General features: G+C 71.1%; 17 protein-coding genes. 12 read left to right on the forward strand and 5 right to left on the reverse strand.

What is annotated here, in order from left to right:
* Positions 1-18 precede the first annotated feature (18 nt).
* The gene (locus ACEN96_RS02165; RefSeq protein ID WP_495586411.1) at positions 19-2016 is read right to left on the reverse strand and encodes a monovalent cation:proton antiporter family protein; all 1998 of its coding nucleotides are present in this window, start codon (positions 2014-2016) and stop codon (positions 19-21) included.
* Positions 2017-2285: 269 nt separating this feature from the next.
* Here ACEN96_RS02165 and ACEN96_RS02170 point away from each other — a divergent pair, with 269 nt between their 5' ends.
* Positions 2286-3557, forward strand: a complete 1272-nt coding sequence (locus ACEN96_RS02170) for a Glu/Leu/Phe/Val family dehydrogenase (RefSeq protein WP_495586412.1) — start codon at positions 2286-2288, stop codon at positions 3555-3557.
* Positions 3558-3678: 121 nt separating this feature from the next.
* Here the strand turns inward: ACEN96_RS02170 and ACEN96_RS02175 are convergent, their stop codons facing one another.
* Together ACEN96_RS02175 and ACEN96_RS02180 are read right to left on the reverse strand one after the other, a co-directional pair.
* Positions 3679-4257 (reverse strand): DJ-1/PfpI family protein, encoded by a 579-nt coding sequence (locus tag ACEN96_RS02175; RefSeq protein WP_495586413.1) that lies wholly within the window; start codon positions 4255-4257, stop codon positions 3679-3681.
* A gap of 69 nt (positions 4258-4326) precedes the next feature.
* Positions 4327-5088: a phosphatase PAP2 family protein gene (locus ACEN96_RS02180; protein WP_495586414.1), complete on the reverse strand. Its 762-nt coding sequence runs from the start codon at positions 5086-5088 to the stop codon at positions 4327-4329.
* A 199-nt stretch (positions 5089-5287) separates the two neighbouring features.
* Between ACEN96_RS02180 and ACEN96_RS02185 the strand changes: the two genes are divergently transcribed.
* From ACEN96_RS02185 to ACEN96_RS02210, 6 genes are all read left to right on the forward strand, one after another.
* Positions 5288-5950 carry a response regulator transcription factor gene (locus ACEN96_RS02185; RefSeq protein ID WP_495586415.1) on the forward strand — a complete coding sequence of 221 codons (663 nt, stop codon included), beginning with the start codon at positions 5288-5290 and terminating at the stop codon, positions 5948-5950.
* Positions 5947-7260, forward strand: coding sequence for a sensor histidine kinase (locus tag ACEN96_RS02190; RefSeq protein ID WP_495586416.1), 1314 nt, complete (start codon positions 5947-5949; stop codon positions 7258-7260). Before ACEN96_RS02185 ends, ACEN96_RS02190 begins: the two co-directional genes overlap by 4 nt.
* A gap of 66 nt (positions 7261-7326) precedes the next feature.
* Positions 7327-8316, forward strand: a complete 990-nt coding sequence (locus ACEN96_RS02195; RefSeq protein WP_495586417.1) for a KpsF/GutQ family sugar-phosphate isomerase — start codon at positions 7327-7329, stop codon at positions 8314-8316.
* Positions 8316-8936: a KdsC family phosphatase gene (locus ACEN96_RS02200; RefSeq protein ID WP_495586418.1), complete on the forward strand. Its 621-nt coding sequence runs from the start codon at positions 8316-8318 to the stop codon at positions 8934-8936. Before ACEN96_RS02195 ends, ACEN96_RS02200 begins: the two co-directional genes overlap by 1 nt.
* The gene (gene lptC, locus ACEN96_RS02205) at positions 8936-9649 is read left to right on the forward strand and encodes an LPS export ABC transporter periplasmic protein LptC (RefSeq protein WP_495586419.1); all 714 of its coding nucleotides are present in this window, start codon (positions 8936-8938) and stop codon (positions 9647-9649) included. The genes ACEN96_RS02200 and lptC overlap by 1 nt, the downstream gene beginning before the upstream one ends.
* Positions 9646-10422: an SDR family oxidoreductase gene (locus tag ACEN96_RS02210; RefSeq protein WP_495586420.1), complete on the forward strand. Its 777-nt coding sequence runs from the start codon at positions 9646-9648 to the stop codon at positions 10420-10422. Before lptC ends, ACEN96_RS02210 begins: the two co-directional genes overlap by 4 nt.
* A 97-nt stretch (positions 10423-10519) precedes the next feature.
* On the opposite strand, the gene rbp is transcribed toward ACEN96_RS02210, so the two are convergent.
* Positions 10520-11026, reverse strand: coding sequence for an RNA-binding regulator (gene rbp / locus ACEN96_RS02215; RefSeq protein WP_495586421.1), 507 nt, complete (start codon positions 11024-11026; stop codon positions 10520-10522).
* A 297-nt stretch (positions 11027-11323) separates the two neighbouring features.
* Between rbp and ACEN96_RS02220 the strand changes: the two genes are divergently transcribed.
* The 5 genes from ACEN96_RS02220 to ACEN96_RS02240 all read left to right on the forward strand — a co-directional run bounded on the left by ACEN96_RS02220 (position 11324) and on the right by ACEN96_RS02240 (position 17748).
* Positions 11324-12253 (forward strand): helical backbone metal receptor, encoded by a 930-nt coding sequence (locus tag ACEN96_RS02220; RefSeq protein WP_495588535.1) that lies wholly within the window; start codon positions 11324-11326, stop codon positions 12251-12253.
* Between the two features lie 8 nt (positions 12254-12261).
* Positions 12262-12984: a two-component system response regulator CreB gene (gene creB, locus ACEN96_RS02225; RefSeq protein WP_495586422.1), complete on the forward strand. Its 723-nt coding sequence runs from the start codon at positions 12262-12264 to the stop codon at positions 12982-12984.
* Positions 12985-12990: 6 nt separating this feature from the next.
* Positions 12991-14511: a two-component system sensor histidine kinase CreC gene (creC, locus tag ACEN96_RS02230; RefSeq protein ID WP_495586423.1), complete on the forward strand. Its 1521-nt coding sequence runs from the start codon at positions 12991-12993 to the stop codon at positions 14509-14511.
* Between the two features lie 62 nt (positions 14512-14573).
* On the forward strand, positions 14574-15998 hold the full coding sequence (creD, locus tag ACEN96_RS02235; protein WP_495586424.1) for a cell envelope integrity protein CreD: 1425 nt from the start codon (positions 14574-14576) through the stop codon (positions 15996-15998).
* A 70-nt stretch (positions 15999-16068) separates the two neighbouring features.
* Complete coding sequence (locus ACEN96_RS02240; protein ID WP_495586425.1) at positions 16069-17748, forward strand: GMC family oxidoreductase; 1680 nt, start codon at positions 16069-16071, stop codon at positions 17746-17748.
* Here the strand turns inward: ACEN96_RS02240 and ACEN96_RS02245 are convergent, their stop codons facing one another.
* A complete protein-coding gene (locus ACEN96_RS02245) occupies positions 17749-19125 on the reverse strand; it encodes a leucyl aminopeptidase family protein (RefSeq protein ID WP_495586426.1) in 1377 nt (458 codons plus the stop codon). It abuts the gene before it with no gap.
* Positions 19126-19264: the final 139 nt, after the last annotated feature.

Consider the following 19264-nt stretch of genomic DNA (forward strand, 5'->3'; position numbering starts at 1 on the left):
GGTGAGGGCCAGCGGCCTCTAACCCACCAGCAGCCCGTGTTCCGCGCGCGCCAGCGCCTCGGGGGTTCCTGACACCACCAGCGTGTCGCCGCCCTGCAGCACGAGGTCGTCGCTCGCGTCCTTCACCGCGCCGCTCGGGCGGCGCACCGAGACCACGCTGACGCCCCAGGACGGCAGGCCGATCTCCCCGAGCGTGCGGCCTTCCAGGGCGCTCGCCATCGGCAGGCTGATCGACTGCAGCCGCGCCTGGTCGCGTTCCTCCGAGGTGTCGTCATCGGCGCCGTGGAAATACCCGCGCAGCAGTCCGTAGCGCCGGTCGCGCGCGTCCCGCGCGATGCGCAGCACGCGCCGCATCGGCACGCCCACCAGCGCCAGCGCATGGCTCGCGAGCATCAGCGAGCCCTCGATCGCCTCGGGCACCACCTCGGTGGCGCCGGCGGCGCGCAGCTTCTCGAGGTCGGTGTCGTCGATGGTCCGCACGACCACCGGCACGTGGGGCGCATGGCCGCGCACCTCGTGCAGCACCTTCAGCGCCGACGGCGTGTCGTGGTACGAGATCACCACCGCGCTGGCCCGCGTCAGGCCGGCGGCGATCAGGCTGGGCAGCCGCGCCGCGTCGCCGAACACCACGCTCTTGCCCGCCGCCGCCGCCTGCCGCACGCGGTCCGGATCCAGGTCCAGCGCCATGTAGGGGATGTGCTCCGCCTCCAGCAGCGTCGCCAGGTTCTGCCCGCTGCGACCGTAGCCGCAGATGATCACGTGGGCATCGGTCTTGATCGCCTTCTTCGCGATCGTCGTCAGCTGCACCGACTGCAGCAGCCAGTCGCTGGCCGACAGCTTCATGACGATGCGGTTGCTGTGCTCGATGATCAGCGGCGTCATCAGCATGGACAGCACCATCGCCGCCAGCACCGGGCTGACCCATTGCGCCGCGATCAGGTTCTGCTGCGCGCCCAGCGTCAGCAGCACGAAGCCGAACTCGCCCGCCTGCGCCAGATAGAGACCGGTGCGCAGCGCCACGCCGGTCGGCGCGCGGAACACCTTGGCCAGGCCCGCGACCAGCACGAACTTGGCCATCGTCGGCACCAGCGTCAGCACGATCACCAGCGGCCACTGGAACACCAGCGTCTGCCAGTCCAGCCGCATGCCGATCGTGATGAAGAACAGCCCCAGCAGCACGTCATGGAAGGGCCGGATGTCGAGTTCCACCTGATGCTTGTATTCGGTCTCCGCGATCAGCATGCCGGCCACGAACGCGCCCAGCGCCAGCGACAGGCCCGCGTGCTCGGTCAGCCAGGCCAGGCCCAGCGTCACGAGCAGCAGGTTCAGCATGAACAGCTCCTGGCTCTTGCGCCGCGCCACCAGCGTCAGCCATCGCCGCATCAGGTGCTGGCCGCCGGTCAGCAGCAGCGCCAGCAGCAGCGCGGCCTTCAGCCCGGCCCAGCCGAGCGACTGCAGCATCGCGCTGCCGCTGCCGCCCAGCGCCGGGATCAGCACCAGCAGCGGCACCACCGCCAGGTCCTGGAACAGCAGCACGCCGACCACGCGCCGGCCGTGCTCGCTCTCGAGCTCCAGCCGCTCGGCCATCAGCTTGATGACGATCGCGGTGGAACTCATCGCCATCGCCGCGCCGAGCACCAGCGCGCCCTGCCAGCCCAGGTCCCAGGGCCAGCCCATGACGCCGCAGAGCCAGCGCAGGAAGACGTTGCCCGCCATGGTCCCGCCGATGGTGATCACCACCTGCAGCAGCCCCAGGCCGAACACCATCGAGCGCATGCTGTGCAGCTTGGGGAGGTTGAACTCCAGGCCGATGGCGAACATCAGGAACACCACGCCGAACTCGGCCAGGTGCTGCACGCCCGGCACGTCGCTGGCCAGCGCCAGCGCGTTGGGACCGATCAGCACGCCCACGACCAGATAGCCCAGGATCGGCGGCAGCTTCAGCGAACGGCACACCACCACGCCCAGGACGGCGGCGATCAGGTAGACGAGGGTCAGGTCCAGCGCGGTGAGCATGGCGGCGATGGTACTGGCGGGCCGTTGGCCCCCTGATGGACCGCAGTGGGATTTGCGCAACCAGGGGACAGCTTGCGGGGGGCCGGGCCGCCATCGGGAGGGCAAGGGGGCCACCGCGGAGGGACTTGGCTAAGGTCACGCCACGGGCGCAAACTAGCCGCCTTATGCATCGGGCGCATGCCCGCATGTGCACTCGGCTTTGCCGGACGTGGCGGACGCGCAGGGCTTCGGGGTACCGTTCGCGCCACCGAAAAGTTACGGAGCATTTCATGCCCAACCTGTCTTTCGTCTCCCCCACGCGCAACAGTCCCTGGGGCACCTACCTGTCCCAGATCGACGCCGTCGAGCCCTACCTGGGCAAGCTGGCCCGCTGGGTGGAAACGCTGCGCCGCCCCAAGCGCGCGCTGATCGTGGACATCCCCATCGAACTGGACAACGGCACCATCGCCCACTATGAGGGCTATCGCGTGCAGCACTCGCTGACCCGCGGCCCCGGCAAGGGCGGCGTGCGCTACCACCCGGACGTCACGCTGGAAGAAGTGATGGCCCTGTCGGCCTGGATGACGGTCAAGAACGCCGCCGTGAACCTGCCCTACGGCGGCGCCAAGGGCGGCATCCGCCTGGACCCCAAGACGCTGTCGCTGAAGGAGCTGGAGAAGGTCACCCGCCGCTACACCAGCGAGATCGGCATCATCATCGGCCCGACCCAGGACATCCCCGCGCCTGACGTCAACACCAACGGCCAGATCATGGCCTGGATGATGGACACCTACTCGATGAACGTCGGCGCGACCGCCACCGGCGTCGTCACCGGCAAGCCGATCCCGCTGGGCGGCTCGCTGGGCCGCGTGGCCGCCACCGGCCGCGGCGTGTTCGTCGTCGGCCGCGAGGCGATGCGCCGCCTGGGCGTCAACATGGAAGGCGCCCGCGTCGCGGTGCAGGGCTTCGGCAACGTGGGCTCGGTGGCCGCGAAGATGTTCGCCGCCAATGGCGCCATCGTCGTGGCCGTGCAGGACCACACCGGCACGATCCTGAACGACAAGGGCATGGACATGTCCTCGCTGCTGGACCACGTCGCCCGCACCGGCGGTGTCGGCGGCTTCTCCGGCGCCGACCGCATCGACAACGAGAACTTCTGGGACGTGAAGTCCGACGTGCTGATCCCGGCCGCGCTGGAAGGCCAGATCACCGGCGAGCGCGCCAAGCGCGTGCAGACCCGCGTGGTGCTGGAAGGCGCCAACGGCCCGACGACGCCGGACGGCGACGCCGTGCTGGCGGACCGCGGCATCATCGTCGTCCCCGACGTGATCGCCAACGCGGGCGGCGTGACGGTCTCCTACTTCGAGTGGGTGCAGGACTTCTCGTCGTTCTTCTGGACCGAGGACGAGATCAACGTCCGCCTGGACAAGATCCTGGTCGGCGCGTTCAAGGGCATCTGGGACACGGCCGAGCAGCACAAGATCCCGCTGCGCACGGCGGCGTTCACGGTGGCCTGCACGCGCGTGCTGCAGGCGCGCGAAGAGCGCGGCCTGTACCCCTGATCGCTCGCCGGGACCGCGCGGTTACGCGCGGTTTCGTCCGATGACGGCGATCGAACGGACCCCTCGGGGTCCGTTTTCCATTTCTGCGGTCGATTCCGGCGGCCGATTCCGGCGGCGGGCTTCAGTGGCTGATCGTCGTGCCCAGCACCGCCAGGAACTGCGCGATCCAGGCCGGGTGCGCGGGCCAGGCCGGCGCGGTGACCAGCTTGCCGTCGGTCACCGCCTGGTCGACCGGGATGTCGGCGTAGCTGGCGCCGGCGAGTTCCACTTCCGCCGCGCAGGCCGGATAGGCCGAGACCTTCCTGCCGCGGATGATCCCCGCGGCCGCCAGCAGCTGCGCGCCATGGCAGATCGCGGCGATCGGCTTGTCGGCCTGCGAGAAGTGCTGCACCAGCGGCAGCACGCCCGGCATCGTGCGCAGGTATTCCGGCGCGCGTCCGCCCGGGATCACCAGCGCGTCGTAGTCCTGCGGCTTCACCGCGTCGAAGCTCGCGTTCAGCGTGAAGCGGTGGCCCGGCTTCTCCGAATAGGTCTGAGCGCCCTCGAAATCATGGATGGCCGTGAGGACGAAGTCGCCGGCCTTCTTGCCGGGACACACGGCGTCGACGCGGTGTCCCACCGCCTGCAGCGCCTGGAAGGGCACCATCAACTCGTAGTCCTCGACATAGTCGCCGGCCAGCAGCAGCAGCTTCTTGCCCATCGCTTCTCTCCAGAGTCGGTTGCGGTGCGCCGATTCTGGGAGGCCGGGGACCTCAGGTCGATGAATCCGTCATGTACCCGCGTCGGCGTCGCGGGCTCGCAGCGCGGGCGCGGCGATGACGGCGAGCGTCCAGCAGATCCAGGCGGTCCACATCGTGTGGCTGGGGTAATGCGCGCCGCGCGCCAGTTGCGCGATGCCGTAGAGCGTGCCCAGCATCAGCACGGCGGTCAGCGCGGCCCGCGCCTGCGCGGGATAGGCGCGGCGCAGCATGAAGAAGAGGCTGAAGAACGCGAAGCCGGAACTCGCGTGCCCCGACGGGAAGCAGTGCCCGGGGCCGCCGTCCAGCACGCCGAAGCGCCAGTGCGACACGTAGCGGGCGACACCGCCGAACTCGGCCAGGTCCCAAGGGCAGCTGGTCGTGCTGCCCTGCTTGAGCAGCGGGATCAGGATCAGGCTGATGGCGGTGAGCGCCACCGCGCCCCAGCGCTCGCGGCGCGTCAGGCCGGGCCAGAGCGGCCGCACGGCGTTGACCAGCATCATCACCGCCAGGCCCACCGTGAGCCAGCGCCCGCCCTGATGCAGCAGGCCGGCGGTCATCCAGTGGTCGCGCAACGGGAAGCCGCGGGCATCCGCGAACAGGCGCACGACGGTGAGGTCCCAGCCCGCCAGGTCCCACAGCAGCAGCGCGGCCAGGCTCACCAGGGCGATCAGCAGACCGCGCCGCAGCCCGGGCAGCGCCAGTGCGCCCGCAGGGCTCAGGCCGGGGAGCGCGGACGATCCGGCCGCGTCCAGCGACACGGCGGCAAGGGGTGGCAGAGGATGGGACTTCACGGCCTGGGAGTGGGCCCGGATGCCCTGAAGTTCGGCTGAAGTTAAGCTGAAGCCCGGCTGAAGCCGCCTCGCTGGCGCTTCGCCGTTTCCTTCCGCGTGACGGACGCCGCAATGCGGCGCCCTCGCCGGTCCGGCTACGATCCCATCCGGCCCGGCGGGGTCCCTCACAGAACCCTGACGACTTGCTACCGCGACGCCCATGCGACTGCTGCTGCTCGAAGATGACGAACTGCTAGGCGAGGCCCTGCGCGACTTCCTGCGCGACGAGGGCCACACCGTCACCTGGGCCCGGCGCCTGTCGGAGGTGCTGCCGCGTCAGCATGAGGAGTTCGACGCCCTGCTGGTGGACTGGCAGCTGCCGGACGGCTCCGGCCTGGACTGGCTGCGCCACCTGCGCCAGCGCGGCGTGTCGACCCCGGCGCTGATGCTGACCGCGCGTGACCTGCTCGCCGACCGCCTGCAGGGCCTGGACAGCGGTGCCGACGACTATCTGGTCAAGCCTTTCGCGCCCGAGGAACTGGCGGCGCGCCTGCGGGCGGTCAGCCGCCGCCATGTCGGCGCGAGCAGCTCGCAGCGCCGCCATGGCGACGTGGTGCTGGACCTGGCCGCCAAGCGCGCGATGCGCGAGGGCCATCCGGTCGAACTCACCGCCCGGGAATGGGCCGTGCTGGAGGCGCTGGCGCAGCGCGCCGGCCGGCTGTATCCGAAGCGGGAACTCGAACTGCAGGTCCTGGGCGACGACGCCGAGGTGCAGAGCAACGCGCTCGAGGTCCACGTGTCCAGCCTGCGCCGCAAGCTCGGCCGCGAGCTGATCGAGACGGTCCGCGGCCTGGGCTACCGGCTCGGCCCCGAGGCGCCGTGAGCGCCGCCACCGGCCCGCGCCGGCCGACGATCGCCGGCCGCCTGGCGCGGCAGCTGCTGATGATCTCGGCGTTCTGGGCGCTGCTGGCCGGCGTCAGCGTGTGGCTGGTGGTGCAGGAGGAGGTCGACGAGCTGCTCGACGAGACGCTGCAGGCGTCCTCGCAGGTGCTGGGCCAGTTGCTGCGCCAGAGCCAGGCCATGCCGGCGGAGATCGCCGACAGCGACGATCTCAGCACCCATTTCGCCTGGCAGCTGGTGGGACCGGACGGCAGGCTGCTGCACCGCTCGCCGCTGGCGCCCTTGAAGGCCTGGAAGCTGCCTGCCGGCTTCAGCGACTGGAAGGACGACGGCAGCGACGGCGACGACTGGCGCGTCCACGTGCGCCCCTTGCCCACCGTGGCCGGCCCGGGCTGGCTGATGGTCGCGCAGACCAGCTCGGAGCGGATCGAAGTCCGCAGCCGCGTGGGACTCGCCAGCGCGTTCTCGGCGCTGCTGGTGGGCGGCCTGTGCATGGTCTGGATGAACCGCCGCGCCCGCGCCGAACTGGCGCCGCTGGCCCAGCTGACCGGCGCACTCGCCGAGTACGACCCGCTCGACACCCGTCAGCTGCTGCCCGAGCAGCATCGGCGCGAGCTGGCCGAGATCCGCGCCGCGGTGCTCGACCTCGGCCAGCGCCTGGCGCAGCGCGTGGCCAATGAGCGCGCCTTCTCCGCCCACGCGGCCCATGCGCTGAGAACGCCGCTCGCCGGCATGGACGCGCAGCTGGCGATGGCGCTGCGCGAGGCGCCGCCGGAATCCCGCGCGCGCCTGCAGCGCACGCGCGAGGCGGCCGACCGGCTGCGGCGCGTCGTGACCGCGCTGCTGACGCTGTTCCGCACCGGCATGAGCCTGCGCTGGCAGCGCATCGACCTGATCGAGCTGATGGCGCTGCTGCCGCTGCCCGACGGCCTGGCGCTGGACCTGCCCGACGGCGAGGGCGGCATCGACGCCGATCCCGACCTGCTGTCGGCGGGCTTGATCAACCTGGTGGACAACGCGTGGCGGCATGGCGCCTCGCGCGCGCTGCTGCGGCTGCACCGGCTGGCGGACGGCGGCCTGGTGCTGCACCTCACCGACAACGGCGAAGGCGTGGCCGACTGGCAGCGCGTGGACCTGAACGACGCGCTCGAGCGCCAGCAGTACGAGGGCCGCATGGGGCTGGGCCTGATGATGGCGGACCTGGTCGCGCGCGCGCACGGCGGCGACCTGCGCCTGCCGGTCGTGAGCGAGGGGTTCGCCGTCGCGCTGCGCCTCGGGCCGCGGCCCGATTGACGGGGGCCCGGCGGCCGCCCGGCGCGCCGGTGCCGCAGGGAGCCCGCGGCTACACTTTCGCCCTGTATGACGACCCACGCTGCCCTCACCCATTCCCGCGCGCTCGATGTCGCGCGCCAGGCCCTGCAGGTCGAGGCCGACGCGCTGCTCGCGCTCGCGCCCCGGCTCGGTGACGCCTTCGAGCAGGTGGTCCGCAAGATCCTGGACAGCTCCGGCCGCGTCGTCGTGATGGGCATGGGCAAGAGCGGCCATGTCGGCCGCAAGATCGCCGCCACGCTCGCGTCGACCGGCACGCCGGCGTTCTTCGTCCATCCGGGCGAGGCCAGCCATGGCGACCTCGGCATGGTCACCCCCATCGACATGGTGCTGGCGCTCTCCAACTCGGGCGAGAGCGACGAACTCAACGCCATCATCCCGGTGCTCAAGCGCCAGGGCGTGCCGCTGATCGCGATGACGGGCGGCCTGTCCTCCTCGCTGGCGCGGCATGCGGACTTCGTGCTGGACTCGCGGGTCGAGCAGGAAGCCTGTCCGCTGAACCTCGCGCCCACCGCCAGCACGACCGCGCAGATCGCGCTCGGCGATGCGCTGGCCGTCGCGCTGCTCGATGCCCGCGGCTTCCGCGCCGAGGACTTCGCCCGTTCGCATCCGGGCGGCTCGCTGGGCCGCAAGCTGCTGACCCATGTGCGCGACCTGATGCGCAGCGGCGAGGCGCTGCCGCGCGTGGATGCCGCGATGCCGCTGCTCGACATGATGCGGGTGATGTCCGACAAGGGCCTGGGCTGCGCGATCCTCACCGGCGACGACGGCAAGGTCGGCGGCATCTTCACCGACGGCGACCTGCGCCGCCTGATCGAGCGCGGCAGCGACCTGCGCGGCCTGACCGCCGCCCAGGTGATGCACCCGAATCCGCGCACCGTGTCCGCCGACGCGCTCGCCGTCGACGCGGCCGACCTGATGGAGGCGGCGCGCATCACGCTGGTCCTGGCCGTCGACGACGATCAGCGCCTGGTCGGCGCGATCAGCATCAACGACCTGATGCGCGCGAAGGTGATCTGATGAGCGGCCCCTTGAATTCGACGCAGCCGGTGGTCCGCGAACTCCAGCCCGCGCTGTCCTTCCCGCCCGAACTGCTGCTGAAGGCGCAGGGCCCGGGGCTCGGGCTCAAGGCGGCGATCTTCGATGTCGACGGCGTGCTGACCGACGGCCGCATCTACATCGGCGAACACGGCGAGGACTTCAAGGCCTTCGCGACGCTGGACGGCCACGGCATGAAGCTGCTGGCGCAAGGCGGGATCGTGCCGATCGTGATCACCGGCCGTGACTCGCCGGCGGTGCGCCGGCGCGTCGCCGACCTGGGTCTGCCGCATGCGGTCTATGGCGCGAAGAACAAGCTCGCGGCGGCCCAGCCGCTGCTCGACCAGCTGGGCCTGGGCTGGGAGCAGGTCGCGGCGATCGGCGACGACTGGCCCGACCTGCCGCTGATGGTGCGCGCCGGCTTCGCCTGCGCCCCGGCCCAGGCGCATGCCGAGGTCAAGGCGGTCGCGCATCACGTCACCGCGGCCGCGGGCGGTCATGGCGCCGCGCGCGAGTTCTGCGACCTGCTGCTGATGGCGGCCGGCCAGTACGCCCGGCTGCTGCACGGTCATCTCGAAACGCTGGACGGGAGCGGCCACTGATGGCGGCGCTCGCTCCGCCGCCGGCCGCGCCGCGCCGCCGCGCCCAGCCACTGCTGTGGCGCCTGCAATCGATGCTGGCGAACTACGTGCCGCTGCTGCTGATGGCGATGCTCGCGGGCTTCACCTGGTGGCTGATCAAGAACACCCCGCAGCTCGAAGCGCCGCGCGAGCGCACCGTGCCCAAGCATGAGCCCGACTACCGGATGAACGGCTTCGAGGTCGAGCGCTTCAGCAGCGATGGCCGCCTCACCGGCCGCGTGATCGGCACGGAGATGCGCCACTACCCGGACAACGACACGCTGGAGATCGACTCGCCGCAGCTGCGCGCCTATGGCAAGCAGGGCGAACTGCTGGTCGCCGACGCGCAGCGCGGGCTGTCCAACGGCGATGGCAGCGAGGTCCAGCTGCTCGGCGACGTGAAGGTCAAGCGCTACCCCGGCGGCGATCCGGCCGAGGCGCCCGACCTGGAGCTCTACGGCGAGTTCCTGCATGCCTTCGTGCTGCAGCAGCAGATCCGGTCCCATCTGCCGGCGCGCGTCGTCGGCATGGGCGGCGAGATCCAGGTCAAGAGCTTCGTCTACGACCAGGTCTCGGGCCGTCTGACCTTCAGCGGCGGTGGCCGTGCGACGTTCTCCGCGCGGCCGGGCGTCCGGCCCTCGGCGGCGCCCAGACCCGCTGCCGCGACCGCCTCCGCCCCGTCCCGCAAGCCATGAATCGACTCGTCTACATCACCGGTGCCTCGAGCGGCATCGGTCAGGCGCTCGCGCTGCAGTACTACCGCCAGGGCTGGAACCTGGCGCTGGTGGCGCGACGCGTCGAGGACCTCAGCGCCTGGGCCCAGGCGCAGCGGCTGGAGCCTGAGCGCTGGCGCGTGTACCGGGCCGATGTCAGCGACATCGAGGCCATCGCGGCCACCGGCCGGCGTTGCATCGCCGAGCAGGGGCTGCCCGACGCCGTCATCGCCAACGCCGGCATCAGCATCGGCATGGACACGGCGATCTTCGAGGACCTCGCGGTGATGCAGCGCCTCTACGCCACCAACAACATCGGCCTGGCGGCGACCTTCCACCCCTTCGTCGCGCCGATGCGAGAGCGCCGCCATGGCACGCTGGTGGGCATCGCCAGCGTCGCGGGGATCCGCGGGCTGCCGGGGCATGGCGCGTACTGTTCGAGCAAGGCGGCGGTGTTCAGCTACTGCGAGAGCCTGCGCGGCGAATGCCGGCCCGACGGGGTCAAGGTCGTGACCATCGCGCCGGGCTATGTCGACACCCCGCTGACCCGCGAGAACCGCTACAGCATGCCCTTCCTGATGCAGCCGGAAGACTTCGCCCGCAAGGCCTATGAAGCGATCGAGGCGGGCGCGCGGGTGCGCTTCATTCCGTGGCAGATGGGCGTCGTGGCGCGTGTCATGCGGCTGCTGCCGGGCGCCGTTTTCGACCGGCTGCTGGCAGGCCGGCCCCGCAAGCATCGCCAGGGCGGGCAGTGAGCGCGGGCCTCGATCGGGCTTGCGATTGGCCAAAAGCAAAGGGCGCTCCAAGGAGCGCCCTTCTTCATCGCGAAGCGGGGTTCAACCCCGCTGTGGCTCAGTAGCCGCCGCGACCGCCGCCGTAGCTGCCGCCGCCGCCACCACCGTAGCCGCCGCCACTGCCGCCGCCGCCGTAGCCGCCACGGCTGCCGCCGCCACCGCCGTAGCCGCCGCGGCCACCGCCGCCGCCACCACCACCGTAGCCGCCGCCACCACCGCCGCCGTAGCCGCCACGGCTGCCGCCGCCGCCGCCACCGTAGCCGCCGCGGCCACCGCCGCCGCCACCACCGAAGCCGCCACCGCCGCCCGGACGGTCTTCACGCGGACGAGCCACGTTGACCACGATCGCGCGGCCTTCGAGGGCCTGACCGTTCATGCCGTTGATGGCGGATTGCGCTTCGTCGTCAGTCGACATTTCCACGAAGCCGAAGCCCTTGGAGCGGCCGGTCTCGCGGTCCATCATGACCTTGGCGGAGATGACGGTGCCGAATTGCGAGAATGCCTCCTGGAGCGACTCGTCTCGCACGCTGTAAGCGAGGTTGCCCACGTATAGCTTGTTTCCCATGGGGGAAGCCCTTTCAAAACCAAATAACCCAATGTGCTGCTTCAACCCATCGTGAACCACTCATACGAAGGCGCTGCATTCAGGCGATCCGATTATGTGTGACAGGATTGGCGGTTCGCAACGCGTCAAGCTGGTTGTTGTTTTTCAGCTTCTGCGCACAAACCCCGAGCAGTGCCAGAAGCGCTCAACAACCGTCGCCTCCGGCGCCATTTGCATGGCAAAACAGGCTCCCGACCCCACCCGCCGCCCCTCGGTGTTTTCCACTATCCGGAGGAACCCGCGCTGAAATCGCACAACCTGGCGGAGAACGCCCCCCACAGTGCTTCCGTGGCGCCAGGTGCGCTGCGCATCGTGTCGCTGGTGCCGTCGGTGACCGAGTTGCTTTTCGCACTCGGCTTGGGGCCCTGGGTGGTCGGACGCACCGGTTTTTGCATTCATCCCCACCCCAAGGTGTCAGCGATATCAAAGATCGGTGGCACCAAGGATGTGAATCTCGGCAAGCTGAAGTCACTCGCGCCCAGCCACGTGGTGGTGAACGTCGACGAGAACCGCCTCGACACCGTCGAAAGCTTGCGCGAATTCGTGCCGCGCGTGGTGGTGACCCACCCGTGCTGCCCGGCGGACAACCTGACATTGGTCACCCAGATGGTGGAGATGGTGGAGGTTTTTGCCGCCGAACTGGGGGTCAGGTCTGAACCCCCTGGCAGAAATGTCCCCGATCCGGACAAACCCGAAGGGCCGTTGCCGGCGCTGCCCGATGTCCCTGATCTCCGTGACCGAGCCGCCCGTCTGGCCGGCGGACTGCGATTGGAGCTCGACGCCTGCCGCGCTTTCCGGGAGGGGGGGGAGGGCGGCGGTCCGCCCGCCGGTAGCCGCGTCCTCTATCTGATCTGGCGCGATCCCTGGATGACGGTCGCGCGCGACACCTACATCGCCCGCATGCTCGCCGAAGTCGGATGGCGCACCTGGCCGCCGATCGAGGGCGGCCCGGCAGGGGCGGCGCGCTACCCGGCGCTGACCGGGACCGAGTCCTGGCTGCCGGACATCGACGAGCTGCTGCTCAGCTCCGAGCCTTACCGCTTCGGCCCGGAGCACGTCGCGCAGGCGCAGGCGCTCTGCCCGAACGCCCGGGTGCGGCTGGTCGACGGCGAATTGATCAGCTGGTACGGACCCCGCGCCGCGCAAGGCCTGCGCTACCTGCGCGGACTGGCTCAAGCTCCGCGATGATCGCGCCCATGACGACGACCGCCCCCGCGAACGCCACTTCCACGCTCCCAGCCGCCGGACAGGTGCTTCTCCTGGAGGACGACCCCGCGATCGCCCAGACCGTCTGCTTCGTGCTCGAGCGCGAGGGCTACCGCGTGCGCGCCTGCGGCTGGCTGAACGAGGCCCGGGCCGCGCTGGCCGCCGCGCCGCCGGACCTGGCGATCCTCGACGTGGGCCTGCCGGACGGCAACGGCCTGGACCTGTGCCGCGAACTACGCCAGGGGCCGCTGGCGCGGCTGCCGGTGCTGGTGCTGAGCGCCCGCAGCGAGGAAGGCGACAAGGTGCTGGGCCTGGAGCTCGGCGCCGATGACTACCTGGCCAAGCCATTCAGCAACCGGGAACTGGTCGCGCGCGTGCGGGCGCTGCTCCGGCGCGCGCAGGCGCCCGCGGCGCCGGCCGCCGCGCCGGTGGCGGGTTTCCTGGTCGAGGCCGAGGGCTCCCGCGTGCGCTTCCACGGCGAGCTGCTGCCGCTGACGCGCCGCGAACTCGGCCTGCTGCTGCGCCTGCTGAAGGCGCCCGGCCGCATCCACAGCCGCGAGAGCCTGCTCGACGCCGTCTGGGGCCTGGACGCCGACAGCGGCGACCGCACCGTGGACACCCACATCAAGACGCTGCGCGCCAAGCTGCGCCAGGTGCGGCCCGAACTCGACCCCATCCGCACGCATCGCGGCATGGGCTACTCGCTGGAGTGACGGCGGATGCGCCTGGGCCTGCGGCTGTTCCTCGGCTTCTTCCTGGTGGCCGGGCTGAGCGCCTTCATCCTGCTGCGCGTCGTGCTGGGCGAGTTCAAGCCCAGCGTGCGCGAGGTGATGGAGGACATGATGGTCGACACCGCCAACCTGGTGGCGGAGCTGGCGCGCGACGAACTCGCCGCGATGCCGCCCGGCGGCGACCTGACCGGCACGCGCTTCGCGCAGCGGGTCCAGGACTACAGCGAGCGGCCGATCGACGCGCGCATCCTCAGCGCCCGCAAGCGCACGCTGGACTTCCGCATCTACGTGACCGACGCGGCCGGGCGGGTGGTGCTCGACACCGGCCCGGCGCCGGCGGTCGGGCAGGACTATTCGGGCTGGAACGACGTCGCCCGCACGCTGCGCGGCCAGTACGGCGCGCGCTCGACGCTGGAGCCGCTGAATCCCTATGGCAATGCCGGCGACCTGGGGAACGGCAAGGACGCCAAGGGCAGTCCCGTCATGTATGTCGCGGCGCCGGTGCGGTCCGGCGGCCGCACCATCGGCGTGGTCACCGTGGCGAAGCCGGCGGCGGCCGTGCAGCAGATCATCTCGCGCGCCGAGCGCCGCATCTGGATCGCGGGGCTCTCGCTGCTGGCGGTGTCGCTGGCGGTCGGCGTGGCGGTGACGGTCTGGATGATCGTCACGGTGCGGCGGCTGAGGCGCTACGCGCAGGAGGTGCAGCTGGGCCAGCGCCAGGCGCCGCCCAAGGTGCCCGGGGAGCTGGGCGACCTCGCGTCGGCGATGGACGCGATGCGCGAGCGCCTCGATGGCCGGGAACGCCTCGAGCACATGGCCCGCGCGCTCACCCATGAGCTCAAGAGCCCGCTGGCCGCGCTGCGCGGCGCCGGCGAGCTGTTGCAGGACGAGCTCCCGGAGGCCGACCGGCAGCGCTTCGCCGCGCAGGTGGTGGCGCAGAGCGAGCGCATGACCGAGCTGGTCGAGCGGCTGCTGGCGCTGTCGACGCTGGAACTGCGGCGCGGGCCCGAGCACCCGCGCCCGGTGGCGCTCGTGGAGACGGTGGACGAGGTGCTCGCCCAGCTCGACGACCGGCTGCAGCAGCAGGCGCTGACGGTGCGCTGGGGACGGCGCGATCCGGTGCGGCTCCAGGCGGACGCCGAGATGCTGATGCTGGCCATCAGCAACCTGCTGACCAACGCGGCGGACTTCGCGCCGGCCGGCTCGGCGCTCGAGCTGCAGGTCGGCGTCGACACCCCGCCCGGGCCGGAGGGGCGGCCGCGCGTCTTCTTCGAGCTGCGCGATCACGGCCCCGGCGTGCCGCCCTCGGCGTTCGCGCAGCTGGGCGAGCGCTTCTTCTCGACGGCGCGGCCGGGCAGCCTGCGCAAGGGCTCGGGCCTGGGGCTGGCGATCGTGCGCCAGATCGCGGAGCTGCATCGCGGCGACTTGCGCTTCGAACCTGCGGCGCCGGGCCTGCGCGTGCGGCTGGAGTTCCCCGACTTCACCGGCGCCTCACAAACTTCGTCCTGATCTCACCGCCGCTCCCGAGACTGCCGCCTTCGCTGAACTGCCGATGGGCAAGGAGAGGAAGGATGCAAGTCAAGGCGCTGTGGTGGAAGCTCGTGATCCTGGGCGGCGTGACGCTGCTGCTGATGATGGTGTTGATGCGGATCGGCTGGCTGGTCGACGAGCGCCAGCAGCGCCAGCGCGCGGCCGAGGCCGGCGTCGCGGCCGCGCAGGCGGGACCGCAGGTGCTGCTCGGACCCCTGCTGCAGCGCAGCTGCTCGGAGGAGTGGGAGAACGTGAGCGGCACTGGCAAGGACATCACGCGCACCGCGGAGCGGCGCGACTTCGTGCTGTCGGCGGTGCCCACCGAGCTCAAGGTCGACGGCACGCTGAATCAGGAGCAGCGCGAGCGCGGCCTGTTCAAGGTGAACGGCTACGCGGGCGAAGTCGCGCTGCAGGCCAGGTGGGCGTCGCTCGGCGCGCTGGCGCCGGTCGCGGAGCACAAGGGCAAGCTGAGCTGCGAAGACCCGCGCGTGATGCTCGCCGTCAGCGATGCCCGGGGCCTGCGCGCGGTCACGCTCAAGCGCGGCCCCCAGACGCTGGCGGTCGAGCCCGGAACGCGCCATCCCAGTCATGCGCACGGCTTCCACGCGGCGCTGCCGGAGCAGGCACTGGATCAGCCCTTGTCCCTGAGCATCGCGATCAACCTGATCGGCATGACGGACTTCGGCATCGTCCCCGCGGCGTCCGCGACACAGGTCCAGCTGCGCTCGAACTGGCCGCATCCGAGCTTCGGCGGGCGCTTCCTGCCGATGTCCAAGCGCATCGGCGACAGCGGCTTCGAGGCGCAATGGCAGGTCACCGAGCTCGCCACGACGGCGCCTCGTGACGTGCTCGCCGGGTTCTCGCTGCCGGGCGTGGAGCGCGAGCCCCTCGATGGCCCCGTCTACGCGCCGAATCCGGCACCTGGCAGCGAGGGCAAGTCCGCCGCGGTGGCCGACACGCTGGCGTTCTCGATGATCGATCCCGTGAATCCCTACGTGATGAGCGACCGCGCGATCAAGTACGGCCTGATGTTCATCGTGCTGACCTTCGTCAGCGTCGGCCTGCTCGAATTGCTGTCCGGCCGCCGCGTCCATCCGGTGCAGTACCTGCTGGTGGGCCTGGCGATGACGCTGTTCTTCCTGCTGCTGCTGAGCCTGTCCGAGCATCTGAGCTTCGCGCTGTCCTATGGACTGGCGGCCGGCGCGGCGATCGGCCTGCTGAGCTTCTACGGCAGCGCGATGCTGGGTTCCGCGCGCCGGGGGCTGGGCTTCGGCACGCTGGTCGCAGTGCTCTACGCGGCACTGTTCGTGCTGCTCAACCTCGAGAAGGCCGCCTTGCTGGTCGGCGCGGTGCTGCTCTTCGCGGTGCTCGCGGCGGTGATGGCGCTGACGCGGCGGATCGACTGGTACGCGCCGATGGGGCGCACTGCGGATCTGCCGGAGCCGGAGCTCGCCGGCACTCGGTGAGAACGCGGTTGCCGCGCGTGCGGGGCTCGGTCAGCATGGGTCTCCAATGACCCATCACGGACCGAGCACCATGGGCGGAGACCACCCCGAAACGGCCGCTGGCCGTTTCGACTACATCATCGTGGGCGCCGGCACCGCCGGCTGCCTGCTGGCCAACCGGCTCAGCGCCGATCCCTCGCGGCGCGTGCTGTTGCTCGAGGCCGGCGGCCGCGACGACTACCACTGGATCCACATCCCCGTCGGCTACCTGTATTGCATCGGGAACCCGCGCACCGACTGGCTGTTCAAGACCGAGCCCGACGCGGGCCTGAACGGGCGCAGCCTGCGCTACCCGCGCGGCAAGGTGCTGGGCGGCTGCTCCAGCATCAACGGGATGATCTACATGCGCGGCCAGTCCCGCGACTACGACGGCTGGGCTGCGGCCACCGCCGACGACGCCTGGCGCTGGGACGCGGTGCTGCCGTTCTTCCGCGAGCACGAGGACCACTGGCGCCTGGACGACAGGACCGAGCAGCCGCCCGGCTTCGATCCCGCGCTGCATGGGCATGGCGGGGAATGGCGCGTCGAGAAGCAGCGCCTGCGCTGGGCCGTGCTGGACGCGTTCGCGTCGGCGGCGCAGGAGGCCGGCATCCCGGCGACGCCGGACTTCAATCGCGGCAACAACGAAGGCGTCGGCTACTTCGAGGTCAACCAGCGCGCCGGCTGGCGCTGGAACACGGCCAAGGCCTTCCTGCGGCCGGTCTGCTATCGCCGCCCCAACTTCGAGATGTGGACCGGCGCGCACGCGCAGCGCCTGCTGCTGGACGAGGTCGACGGGGAGACCCGTTGCGGCGGGGTGCTCGTGCGCACGCCGCAGGGGCTGGAGGAGGTCCGCGTGAACGACGGGGGCCAGGTCTTGCTGGCGGCCGGGGCGATCGGGTCGCCGCAGCTGCTGCAGCTGTCGGGCCTCGGCCCGGCGCCGCTGCTCCAGCATCACGGCATTCCGGTCGTGAAGGACCTGCCGGGCGTCGGCGCCAACCTGCAGGACCACCTGCAGATCCGGGCGGTGTTCCAGGTCGAGGGCGTCAGCACGCTCAACACGCTGGCGTCGAGCTGGTTCGGCAAGGCGCGTATCGGGCTCGAGTACGCGCTGCGCCGTAGCGGGCCCATGAGCATGGCGCCGTCGCAGCTGGGCGCGTTCGCGCGCAGCGGTCCGGACAAGGACTGGCCCGATCTGCAGTACCACGTGCAGCCACTGTCGCTCGAGGCTTTCGGCGAGCCGCTGCACGGCTTCAACGCGTTCACCGCGAGCGTCTGCAACCTGAACCCGACCAGCCGGGGCACCGTTGCCATCCGCAGCGCCGATGCAGCCGACGCGCCGCGGATCGCGCCCAACTATCTCAGCACCGCCGAGGACCGCGAGATCGCCGCGCGCAGCCTGCGGCTGACGCGCCGCATCGTCGAGCAGCCGGCGCTGGCCCGCTACCAGCCGCGCGAGTACAAGCCCGGCGTGCAGTTCCAGACCGATGAGGAACTCGCCCGGCTGGCGGGCGACATCGCCACGACCATCTTCCATCCCGTGGGCACCTGCCGCATGGGACGCGCCGGCGACGACAGCGCCGTCGTCGACAGCCGCCTGCGCGTGCGCGGGGTTCGCGGCCTGCGCGTCATCGACGCGAGCGTGATGCCCGCCATCACGAGCGGCAATACCAACTCGCCGACGCTGATGATCGCCGAGCGCGCCGCCGCCTGGCTGCGCGCCGGCGACTGATCAGGCGCCGAAGCGCTCCTCGAGGTAGGCCAGCAGCGTGCGGATCGTCTGGGCCTCGCCGCCGACCGGACGGCCCGGACGCGCGATGTCGTTCCAGGCGAACAGGTCGATGTGCAGCCAGTCCTGCTCGGCCGGGATGAAGGCCTCCAGGAACAGCGCGGCATTGATCGCGCCGGCCAGCGCGCTGCGGCCGGTGTTCACGATGTCCGCCAGGCTCGAGGTGATGCCTTCCTTGTAGGGCGCCCACAGCGGCATGTGCCACATCGGGTCGTCCATCTTCAGGCCCAGGTCGACCAGGTCGCGCGCCGTGTCCATGTGCTTGGCGAACAGCGCCGGCAGCTGCGCGCCCAGCGCGATGCGCGCGGCGCCGGTCAGCGTGGCCAGGTCGATGATCAGCTCGGGCTTGGACTCGGTGGCATAGGCCAGCGCGTCGCACAGGATCACGCGGCCCTCGGCGTCGGTGTTGCCGATCTCGATGTGCAGGCCCGCGCGCGTCTTCACGACGTCGCCCGGCCGGTAGGCGTTGCCGCTGATCGAGTTCTCCACGGCCGGGATCAGCACCTGCAGGCGCACCGGCAGCTCGAGCGCCATGATCAGTGTCGCCAGGCCCAGCGCGTTGGCGGCACCGCCCATGTCCTTCTTCATCTGGCGCATGCCGTCCGCCGGCTTGATGTCCAGACCGCCGGTGTCGAAGCACACGCCCTTGCCCACCAGCGTCAGGCGCGGATGCTTGTCGCTGCCCCAGTTCAGCTCGACCAGGCGCGGGGCACGGTCGCTGGCGCGTCCGACGGCATGGATCGCCGGGAAATTCTTCTTCAGCAGGTCGTCGCCGACGATCTCCTTGAACTTCGCGCCATGCTGCTTGGCGACGACGGCGGCCGCCTTCGACAGCTCCGCCGGGCCCATGTGCTCGGCCGGCGTGTTGACCAGGTCGCGGACGGCGGTCATCGCCGTGGCGATCGCCAGGCCGCGCTGGCCGTCGGCGCTGTTCTTGATCAGCAGCTGGGCGGGCTGGCGCTTGCGCGGCTTGTAGAGATCGAACTGGTAGCAGCCCAGTTCCCAGGACAGCGCGGCCGCTTCATCCTGCAGGGGCAGACCTTCGGGGGAGAGGGTGTAGTCGCCCTCGGGCAGGGCCTGCGGCAGCGCCGACAGCGCGAACGGGTGGGCGGCGTTGGCCACGCCGGCGAAGACCTGGGCCAGCTTGCCGTCCTCGCCCGGGACCAGCGCGAAGGTGTCGGGCGCGGCCGAGAAGCCCAGCGTCGCGAGCCACTGCTGGGTGCGCTTGGGCAGCTTGGGGGCGAGGGCCTGGTAGGCGGCGCGGTCGAGCGCCAGGATGGGCGTGGCGCGAGCCACCGAGTTCTTGAATTGGACGTTCATCGATGCACCGGCCTGCCGCGGGTCGCGCGGGCATCCGGCCAGGGTTGGCGGTGGCGCATTCTCGCTCGCCCTCCCCCGTCGGGTGGAGCGCGCGCGCCGTCCGGGTGCGCACCGCCGACGAGCGTCGCTCCTCAGGGGG

It is taken from the genome of Roseateles sp. Mitsp63 (genome assembly GCF_059491535.1).